General features: G+C 71.6%; 7 protein-coding genes. 3 read left to right on the plus strand and 4 right to left on the minus strand.

Annotated features, from left to right (window positions below):
• Window positions 1-110 precede the first annotated feature (110 nt).
• On the plus strand, window positions 111-299 hold the full coding sequence (locus tag ACFW01_RS01705) for a hypothetical protein (RefSeq protein WP_234958082.1): 189 nt from the start codon (window positions 111-113) through the stop codon (window positions 297-299).
• Here the strand turns inward: ACFW01_RS01705 and ACFW01_RS01710 are convergent.
• Complete coding sequence (locus ACFW01_RS01710) at window positions 288-797, minus strand: hypothetical protein (RefSeq protein ID WP_234958083.1); 510 nt, start codon at window positions 795-797, stop codon at window positions 288-290. The genes ACFW01_RS01705 and ACFW01_RS01710 overlap by 12 nt on opposite strands.
• Before the next feature lie 138 nt (window positions 798-935).
• Window positions 936-1,238: a WXG100 family type VII secretion target gene (locus ACFW01_RS01715; RefSeq protein ID WP_234958084.1), complete on the minus strand. Its 303-nt coding sequence runs from the start codon at window positions 1,236-1,238 to the stop codon at window positions 936-938.
• A gap of 286 nt (window positions 1,239-1,524) precedes the next feature.
• Here ACFW01_RS01715 and ACFW01_RS01720 point away from each other — a divergent pair, with 286 nt between their 5' ends.
• Window positions 1,525-6,099: an FtsK/SpoIIIE domain-containing protein gene (locus ACFW01_RS01720; RefSeq protein WP_384502111.1), complete on the plus strand. Its 4,575-nt coding sequence runs from the start codon at window positions 1,525-1,527 to the stop codon at window positions 6,097-6,099.
• A gap of 61 nt (window positions 6,100-6,160) precedes the next feature.
• Here ACFW01_RS01720 and ACFW01_RS01725 read toward each other — a convergent pair whose 3' ends face one another.
• Window positions 6,161-7,999 (minus strand): serine/threonine-protein kinase, encoded by a 1,839-nt coding sequence (locus tag ACFW01_RS01725; protein WP_384502113.1) that lies wholly within the window; start codon window positions 7,997-7,999, stop codon window positions 6,161-6,163.
• 82 nt (window positions 8,000-8,081) lie between these two features.
• On the minus strand, window positions 8,082-8,930 hold the full coding sequence (locus tag ACFW01_RS01730; protein ID WP_384502115.1) for a menaquinone biosynthetic enzyme MqnA/MqnD family protein: 849 nt from the start codon (window positions 8,928-8,930) through the stop codon (window positions 8,082-8,084).
• Window positions 8,931-9,221: 291 nt separating this feature from the next.
• On the opposite strand from ACFW01_RS01730, the gene ACFW01_RS01735 reads away from it, so the two are divergent.
• Window positions 9,222-9,425, plus strand: a complete 204-nt coding sequence (locus ACFW01_RS01735) for a cold-shock protein (protein WP_003974443.1) — start codon at window positions 9,222-9,224, stop codon at window positions 9,423-9,425.
• The last annotated feature ends 186 nt before the right edge of the window (window positions 9,426-9,611 follow it).

The raw sequence follows: 9,611 nt of genomic DNA on the forward strand, positions 1-9,611 counted from the left end.
AAGCAGCTCGGCGAGCACACGCAGGGCGCCGCGAAGATGATCAACGCCATCGGCGACACCTTCGGGACGCCCGCGAGCTCGGCAGTCTCGGCAGCGGCCTGGGCACGGCGGTGGGCGTCACCCCGCTCATCCGCAACGGCTTCAGCGCCCCGGCACTCCTCGTGTGTGCCGCGATCTGGCTGTTCTTCGCCGGGCTGTGGATGGCCGGCCTGTACATCGCAAGGCGCCGGTACGCGAAGTACAGCCGCGTCCTTCACCACGCGGGCGTCGACTGGCCGCCGAACCGCTCACTCGCCTAGAGCCGCGGACAGGCGTGCGAGATGCCGGGCCCGGCGGTGGCGCGTGACCGCCAAGCCGACGAGATAGAGCGCGAAGAAGGCCAGCCAGACTCCCGCGGCGATGAGCACCCGGTCGACCGTGTAGCCGGGAAAGAGAAGAAAGACAGCCAGGACGACGGGAAGAAGGAGGACGTTACTCAGAACGCGCGTGGTGTAGCGGCCACTCGCGTCGACGACCATGCGTGAGTGGAGCAGTTCCACAGAGGCATCGGGAGTGGCAGATCCAGGGGTGGCGGTCCGCTCGCGGGGGTCGGAAGTACGGCGGAAGATGAAACAGGGGTTGTTCAACGCCGCATTGCCCGGTGCATGGCCCGCGTAGCGGTACCCGGACTGCTCCGCGACATACGCGAAGGCGGCGAATCTCTTCAGCCCGGGGAGGCGTGGCCGCACCGTGAACTCGCTCGCGTCTTCCGCGACCGCCTTCGCCAGCGCATGCAGAAGATGCCGTTCCCCCTCCACGTCCGCGTCTCCTTCCACACGCATGCCACACGCACACCACACGCGCAGGCATGCGCTCGGAAGCATCGGTGTACCGACGCGACGGGATACGAGACTCCGCCAGCCACCGCCGCGTCGGCACGTCCGGGCCAATAAGGGCTACTTGCTCCGCGCCTGCTTCGCCAGTTCCTCGTCGATCTGCTCGAACTTGTCCGCGGCCGTGGTCAGGTAGTCGCCCATGCCGTCGAGGCCGTCGAGCGTGTCCTTGGCGCCCTTGGTGAACTCGTCGAAGTTGTCGTCGAAGGCCTTCGAGGAGGACTTCGTGACATAGCCCGACTCGACCAGGTTCGCGATGTACTTGCGGAGGCCGTCGAGCTTCTCCTGGAGCTTTTCCTTCTCCTTCACGACATGCTTGGCCGCATCCCGCATGTCCTGGTATGTGATGTCAAGGTCTTTGGCCATGAAGCCGCTTCCTCTCACAATGCCGCAGGGCCAACCCCCGTGGCTCCTTCTTTGCGGATCGAACCGGCGCACCGGTCAGACCGGTCGTATGTCACGACCGGTGTGATCGTCCGCTCTTGAGGCAGCAGCTTACGGGTGAGGCCGTTGGTGTCACATCCCTGCGTTGCCTTCGGGAACGTCCGGTCACCTCCCTGTTGCCGGACCGCGACACCCAGCGGATATCGTCGCCTGGACTGTGAGCCGTGGTGTGGAAGCGGCTCCAGGGGCTCGCCTGGGGAGGACAAGCGTGCGACTGACCCTGACCGTCGTCGACCCGTTCGGCGGTGGCACCGCCGACGTCGTGCTCGACGCCGATCCAGAGTCCACCGTGGGGGACATCGCCGAGGAGCTGGCCAAGCAGGTCGGCGTCGCGGGCGCGCAGGTCATCCCCATCGGGCAGCAGCGTCAGTCGCCGGCGAGCGGCGCGCCCCTCGTCTACGTCGACGGGTACGCCGTCGACCCCTCCGCCACCGTGGTCGGCTCGCCGCTGCGCGAGGGCGCCGTCGTCTCCCTGCAGGATCCGTCCGGGTGTCTGCCCGGCGAGCCCACCGGGCTGGTGGAGCTGCGGATCGTCGGCGGGCCGGGTGCCGGGTTCGTGCACCGGCTCGGCGTCGGGAAGTACGACATCGGCAGCGGAGCGGCGTCCTACGTCCGCATCGACGATCCCGAGGTCGACGCGCGCGCCCTCACCCTCTCCGTGTCCACCGACGGCACCTGCAAGGTCGCCGTGCACGCCGAGAAGGAAGGGGTCACCCTCGACGGGGAGTCCATGAAGGACCGGGACGGTGACGAGTGGCCGCTCGGCGCGCAGATAGCCGTCGGGAACTCGCTCGTCGAACTGGCCCGGTACTCGCCTCCCAACGCCGCTCTGAAGTGGTCCGAGGACGGGGTCGGCCTTGACTACAACCGGCCGCCGCGGCTGCGTCCGCCGGAGCGGCAGACGAACTTCCGGCTGCCCTCGCCGCCCCGCGAGTACGAGGCACGGCCGCTGCCCTGGCTGATGGCGCTGACCCCGCTCGTGGGTGCGGTGGTGGCCGTGGCGGTCTTCGGGCGCTGGTACTACCTGATCATGGCGGGGCTCAGTCCCATCCTGCTCTTCGCCAACTACTTCAACGACAAGAAGCACGGGCGCAAGTCCCACGCCAAGCAGGTCAAGGAGTACGAGGAGCAGAAGGCCCGGATCGAGAAGGACGCGCAGGACGCGCTCGTCACCGAGCGGACCGACCGGCGGCACGCCATTCCCGATCCGGCGGTCGTGCTGTCCGTCGGGACGGGGCCGAGGACGCGGTTGTGGGAGCGGCGGCGGACGGATCGGGATCACCTTCTGCTGCGCTTCGGTACGGGGCAACTGCCCTCCGAGGTCGTCCTCGACGACCCCGAGCAGGACGACCACCGCCGCCAGGTCACCTGGAAGATCGAGGACGCGCCCGTCGCGCTCTCCCTGCGTTCCCTCGGCGTCATCGGCGTCGCGGGCCCCGGGGACTCCGCCCGGTCGCTCGGACGCTGGGCGGTCGCGCAGACGGCCGCGCTGCACAGCCCCATGGACGTGCAGTTCTACGTGCTGAGTGAGAACTCGGCGCAGCCCGGGTGGGACTGGGTGCGCTGGCTGCCGCACTCCCGGCCCTCCGGCGGCCAGGACGTCAACGTCCTCATCGGAACCGACGCCGAGACCGTCGGCGCCCGCATCGGCGAGCTGACGCAGATCCTCGACGCCCGCAAGAAGGCCGCCGAGCAGAAGGGCGGCGGCGGTCCCGGGGCGAGTTTCAGCGACCCGGACATCGTCGTCGTATGGGACGGGTCGCGTCGGCTGCGGTCCCTGCCGGGTGTCGTGCGGCTGCTGCGTGAGGGGCCGGCGGTGTCCATGTTCGCCGTGTGCCTCGACTCCGAGGAGCGGTTCCTGCCGGGCGAGTGCCAGGCGTTCGTCGTCGCCGAGCCCAAGGCGGAGGAGCCGGGGCAGCGGGACAGCGGCGCCCAGATCTCCGCCCAGCAGGCGCCCGGCGGGTTCCCGTCGTTCCAGGCCTGGCACGGCAACGCGGCCGCCGAGCCCGAACAGCGGGCCCGCACGGAGAAGTTGCGGCTGCGGGTCGAGGAGGCCGGGGTCGAGCGGATCACGGACGTGCGGCCCGACTTCGTCACGCCCGCCTGGTGTCTGCGGCTGACGCGCTCGCTGTCCGCGCTGCGCGACATCAGCGGCGAGACCGAGGACTCCGCGCTCCCCGGCGCCAGCCGGCTGCTCGACGTGCTCCAGCTGGAGCCGCCGACGCCCGACGCGATCAGCGCGCGGTGGCGGATGGGCGGGCAGTCCACGATGGCCGTCATCGGTGAGTCGTACGACGGTCCCTTCGGCATCGACATGCGCAAGGACGGGCCGCACGGCCTGATCGCCGGTACGACCGGTTCCGGCAAGTCCGAGCTGCTGCAGACGATCGTCGCCGCGCTGGCCGTCGCGAACACGCCCGAGAACATGACCTTCGTCCTCGTCGACTACAAGGGCGGGTCCGCGTTCAAGGACTGCGTGAAGCTGCCGCACACCGTCGGCATGGTCACCGACCTCGACGCCCACCTCGTGGAGCGGGCCCTGGAGTCGCTGGGCGCCGAGCTGAAGCGGCGCGAGCACATCCTCGCCGCCGCCGACGCCAAGGACATCGAGGACTACCAGGATCTCGTCAGGAGGGATCCCTCGCACGCGCCCGTGCCGCGGCTGCTCATCGTCATCGACGAGTTCGCGTCCATGGTGCGGGACCTGCCCGACTTCGTCACCGGCCTCGTGAACATCGCCCAGCGAGGGCGTTCCCTCGGCATCCACCTGCTGCTCGCCACCCAGCGGCCCAGCGGTGTCGTCTCCCCCGAGATCCGCGCCAACACCAACCTCCGCATCGCGCTGCGCGTGACCGACGGCGGCGAGTCCAGCGACGTCATCGACTCGCCCGAGGCCGGGCACATCTCCAAGAACACCCCGGGCCGCGCCTACGTGCGCCTCGGTCACTCCTCCCTGGTCCCCTTCCAGTCGGGCCGCGTGGGTGGCCGTCGGCCGGGTGCCGCAGACCCGGCGGCACTGGCCCCCTGGGTCGGCCCGCTGAGCTGGGAGGACCTGGGCCGGGCCGCGCTGACCAAACCGAAGGCCGAGTCGCGCGAGGACGACGAGATCACCGACCTCAAGGTGCTGGTCGACGCGGTGCGCGACGCCAACCGTTCGATGGGCATCCCCGCCCAGCACAGTCCCTGGCTGCCGGCGCTGGACGAGACGCTGCTGCTGGACGACATCGAGGCCCCGGTCCTCGCCGGCGCCGCCCCGGGCAAGCTGCCGCCCGCCCCGTACGGCATCGAGGACCTGCCCTCCGACCAGGCCCGCCGCCCGGTCGTCGTCGACTTCGCTAGCTTCGGGCACCTGATGATCGGCGGCGCCCCGCGCAGCGGCCGCTCGCAGGTGCTGCGGACCATCGCGGGCTCGCTGGCCCGCACCCACTCCACGGCCGACGTCCACCTCTACGGCATCGACTGCGGCAACGGCGCCCTCAACGCGCTGACCCGGCTGCCGCACTGCGGCGCGGTCGTCAGCCGCAACCAGACCGAGCGGGTGGTCCGGCTCGTCAACCGGCTCAAGGGCGAGATGGACCGCCGCCAGAACCTGCTGGCCGACAAGGGCTTCGCCGACATCGGCGAGCAGCGGGCCGCGGTGGCCGAGGACGAGCGGCTGCCGCACATCGTCGTACTCCTCGACCGCTGGGAGGGCTGGGTGCCGACCCTCGGCGAGGTGGACCACGGTGCGCTGACCGACGAGTTGCAGACGATGATGCGCGAGGGCGCGAGCATCGGCATCCATCTGGTCCTGACCGGTGACCGCACCCTCCTCGTCGGCCGCATCGCGACCCTCACCGAGGACAAGTACGGTCTGCGCCTCGCCGACCGCAGCGACTTCGCCTCGCTCGGCATCCCGGCCCGCAAGGTCCCCGAGGAGATCCCGCCGGGCCGCGCGTTCCGCAACGAGGCGGGTACGGAGACGCAGTTCGCGCTGCTCTCCGAGGACACCACCGGTCAGGGCCAGGCGGCGGCGATCACCGCGATCGGCGAGGCCGCGGCGGCCCGCGACGCCGAAGTGCCGCGCGCCCGGCGCCCGTTCCGCGTCGACAGCCTGCCCAGCCGGATCTCCTTCCCCGAGGCCTGGGAGCTGCGCGACCCGGAGGCGTCCCGCTCGAAGCTGTGGGCGCTGATCGGCATCGGCGGCGACGAGATCGTCGGCTTCGGCCCCGATCTCGCCGACGGCGTACCGTCGTTCGTCATCGCGGGGCCCGCCAAGTCCGGCCGCTCCACCGTCCTGATGAACGTCGCCCAGTCGCTCCTCGCCCAGGGCACCCGCCTGGTCGTCGCCGCGCCCCGCCAGTCACCGATGCGGCAACTGGACGGCGCGGACGGCGTACTGAAGGTCTTCACCGGCGACGACATCGACGAGGACGAGTTCGAGGAGCTGATCGACCAGGCCAGCCTGGAGGAGCCGATCGCCGTCCTGGTCGACGACGGCGAGATCCTGGAGGACTGCGACGCCGAGAGCCAGATGAAGAAGATCGTGTCCCGGGGTGCCGAACGCGGCCTCGCCCTCGTCATCGCCGGCGACGAGGAGGACGTGTGCAGCGGCTTCTCCGGCTGGCAGGTCGACGCCAAGAAGGCCCGCCGCGGCATCCTGCTCTCCCCGCAGGAGTCCTCCAGCGGCGACCTCATCGGCCTGCGCGTCTCCCGCGCCATGGTCGGCGGCCCGGTGGCGCCGGGCAAGGGCATGCTGCACCTCGGCGACGGGGAGCTGCGCACGGTCGTGGTGCCGGGCTGAACGGCCGGACCGGTACGGGTGCGGGGCCCGCACCCGTACCTGCGGGCGTGCCTGCGGGCCGCTACCCGGTCTTCGACAACCGCGCCTTCGGCCGCCCTGAGTCCTCGCTGTCCGACTCGTACCGGAGGTCGTCGCCGACCGGGGTGAGGAGCACGGTGTGGCGGGCCTGGTTGCAGACGTCGCGGTTGCCGTCGGCGCCCACGGCGCTCGCGACGACCTGCTTCCCGGTCACCTTCTGCAGGGTCAGTACGTCGTCGCAGGTGCCGCCGAAGAGGTCGGTGTGGCGCAGGGTGCCCAGCTGGGCGCCGACCGCGGCCTCGCGGACGGTGAGGCGGAAGGTGCCCAGGGGCAGGTTGCCCTCCGCGACGGCCTGGCCCTCCCAGGTGCCCAGGTAGCGGGTGGGAACGGGGGCGGGCTCGGCGTCCCCGCCGGAACCGGGCTCCGACGGCGCGGTCGCCGACGGGTTGCGGCCGCCGTCGTCGGCGTTGTTGTCGCTGCCGCCGCCCGGCAGCAGGTCGAGGACGAAGACCGACCCGACCGTCACCGCGGCCATCGCCCCGGCCACCGCGAGGGCCACCGTGCAGCTGATCCGGCGGCCGCGCCGCCCCTCGCCCTCCCGGGTGGAGGTGGCGGCGACGGAGACGGACAGCTTGCCGGGAGCGGGAGACGGAGGGCGGTCAGCGTCGCGCGGACCCGGCACGTTCGCTGCCGGGGCCGGGGGCGCCACCGCCGACGTGGGCATCACCGTCGGCGTGGGCATCACCGGCGCCGGCCCGAAGACGCCGGGGTCCGCCGCACCGCCGCTCGCACCCGCCGCACCGCCGCTCACGCCCGCCGCACCGCCGCTCACGCCCGCCGCACCGCCGCTCACGCCCGCCGCACCGCCGCTCACGCCCGCCGCACCGCCGTTCTCGCCCCCCGCACCGCCGTTCGCGTCCGGCGCTCCGACCGACGGGCTGCTGAAGCCGACGGGCCCCGACACCGGTCCCGGCGACGACGTGTCCGCCGCCTCCAGGTTGAGCAGCTGTACGGCGCTCCGGCTGACCCGCTCCACCAGCGCACCCGGCAGCCAGCCGCCGGTCACCAGGCGGGCCGCGCCCTCGGGGGCCAGGCGTCGGGCGACCTCGCCGGGGGCCGGGCGGGCGGCCGGGTCCTTGGCCAGGCAGGCGGCGACCAGGTCGCGCAGGTCCCCGTCCAGGGCGTCGAGCCGCGGCTCCTCGTGGACGACCTTGTAGAGCAGCGCGGCCGAGGAGTCCCCCGGGAAGGGCGGCGTGCCCGTCGCCGCGAACGCGAGGACGGCACCCAGCGAGAACACGTCCGCCGCGCCCGCCACGCCCTTGCCGAGGATCTGCTCGGGCGACATGTAGCCGGGCGAGCCGACCGAGACGCCCGTCGAGGTCAGGGAGGCGGTGCCTTCGGTCGCGCGGGCGATGCCGAAGTCGATCAGGAGGGGACCGTCGAGGGTGAGGAGGACGTTGGAGGGCTTCACGTCCCGGTGGACGAGGCCCAGCTCGTGCACCGCGGCCAGCGCCTCGCCCAGGCCCGCGCCGAGCGCCCGTACCGAGTGGACGGGCAGCGGGCCGGCGTCCGCCACGGCCGCCGTGAGGGACGGGCCGGCCGCGTAGGCCGTGGCGACCCACGGCACCCGGGCCTCGGGGTCCGCGTCCAGTACGGGCGCGGTCCAGGCGCCGCCGACCCTGCGCGCGGCGTCCACCTCGCGCCGGAACCGGGCCCGGAACTCCTCGTCCAGCGCGAAGTGCGGGTGCACGATCTTCACGGCGACCGTGCGGCCACCGGCGCTGCGGCCCAGGTAGACCCGGCCCATGCCGCCGGATCCCAGCCGGCCGAGCAGCCGGTAGGGCCCCACGACGGTGGGCTCGTCGACTTCGAGCGGCCGCATGGCGTCCACCCCTCCCCCGTAGCAGGTACGCCAGTCCCTGGGAGCAGGGTAGTGGGCGGCCCCGCACGGGGTCCGGCGCGGATCAGGGGCGCAGCAGCTCCACGTGCACGTCCGCCGGGAAGCCCGTGGTGGGGCCGACCCGCCGGGCGAACTCGGTGACCGCCTCCAGCTGCGGGGCGCCGAAGCGGAAGTCGAGGGTGGTGAAGTACTTCGCGAGGGTCTCCTCGTCGAAGGCCTCCCAGCGGGCCGCCTGCTCGGCGACCTTGTCGACCTCCTCCAGGGAGAGGTTGCGGGAGGCGAGGAACGCCTCGTGCACCTTGCGGGTGAGCACCGGCTCCCGCTCCGCGTAGTCCCGGCGTGCCGCCCAGACCGCGAAGACGAACGGCAGGCCGGTCCACTCCTTCCACAGCGCGCCGAGGTCGTGCACGTCGAGCCCGTAGCGCGGGCCGTCGATCATGTTGGCGCGCAGGGCCGCGTCACCGATCAGGACGGCCGCGTCCGCCTCCTGCATCATCAGGCTCAGGTCGGGCGGGCACGTGTAGTAGTCGGGCCGGACGCCGAAGCGCTCGGCGAGCAGGAGCTGGGCCAGGCGTACGGAGGTGCGCGAGGTCGAGCCGAGGGCGACCCGGGCACCGTCCAGGCGGTCCAACGGGACCTGCGAGACGATCACGCAGGACATCACCGGCCCGTCGCACCCGACGGCGATGTCGGGGAAGGCGACGAGGTCGTCGGCGTTCTTGAGGAATTCGACCAGGGTGACGGGACCGATGTCGAGATCACCGCGCACCAGCTGCTCGCTGAGCTTCTCCGGGGTGTCCTTCGTCAGCTCGAAGTCGAGGAGCGTGCCTGTTCTCGCGAGCCCCCAGTACAGGGGCAGGCAGTTCAGGAACTGGATGTGGCCGACACGCGGCCGGGTGCGAGAATTGTCCACATCGCGAGGCTAGACCTCCCCTCCGAACGGCCGGTCGCCGACCCCCGGCGTCAGCCGAACGGCCCAGGTGTTCAAACGTCCGGGTGAAGTGATCTTGACCTCTGTTGCGCCGGGGCGGCCGCGTGCTAGGCTCACAGCAAGTTGCAGTTTGGTTTCCCTTGCAGTACAGAGCCTGCGGAGCATGTGACCGCGGGCTCTCGTCGTTCTCAGACGTATGCAGTTGTGCGGAATTCCCGTCTTCACATTTGCTGGTTCTGGAGCAGGGCAACCCTTTGGGCCCAAGGAGGGCTTATGGCTACCGGAACCGTGAAGTGGTTCAACGCCGAAAAGGGCTTTGGTTTCATCGCCCAGGAAGGCGGCGGCCCGGACGTCTTCGTCCACTACTCCGCGATCAACGCTCAGGGATTCCGTTCCCTCGAGGAGAACCAGCAGGTGTCCTTCGACGTCACGCAGGGTCCGAAGGGCCCGCAGGCGGAGAACGTCACTCCTGTCTGATTGACAGCAGTACCCAAGGAGCCCCGCGCCGTTCCGGCGACGGGGCTCCTGCCCTTTCCGGGCCGTCCGGGGCGACTGTCGGTGCCCGCCACTAGTAGTGCTTGGTCATGTGCGGTCTGGGATGGCGTGTCTTCTTGATCGGTCGTGTCGTTGATCGGGTGTGCTGGGTGGGGAGTTGGCTGCGGT

Source organism: Streptomyces sp. NPDC058985 (assembly GCF_042740985.1).
Lineage (GTDB): Bacteria > Actinomycetota > Actinomycetes > Streptomycetales > Streptomycetaceae > Streptomyces.

Bases quoted from the DNA above. Each gene is read 5' to 3' on its own strand.
- ACFW01_RS01715 (WP_234958084.1), bottom strand. From the start codon at position 1,238: ATGGCCAAAGACCTTGACATCACATACCAGGACATGCGGGATGCGGCC.
- ACFW01_RS01735 (WP_003974443.1), top strand. From the start codon at position 9,222: ATGGCTACCGGAACCGTGAAGTGGTTCAACGCCGAAAAGGGCTTTGGT.
- ACFW01_RS01725 (WP_384502113.1), bottom strand. From the start codon at position 7,999: ATGCGGCCGCTCGAAGTCGACGAGCCCACCGTCGTGGGGCCCTACCGG.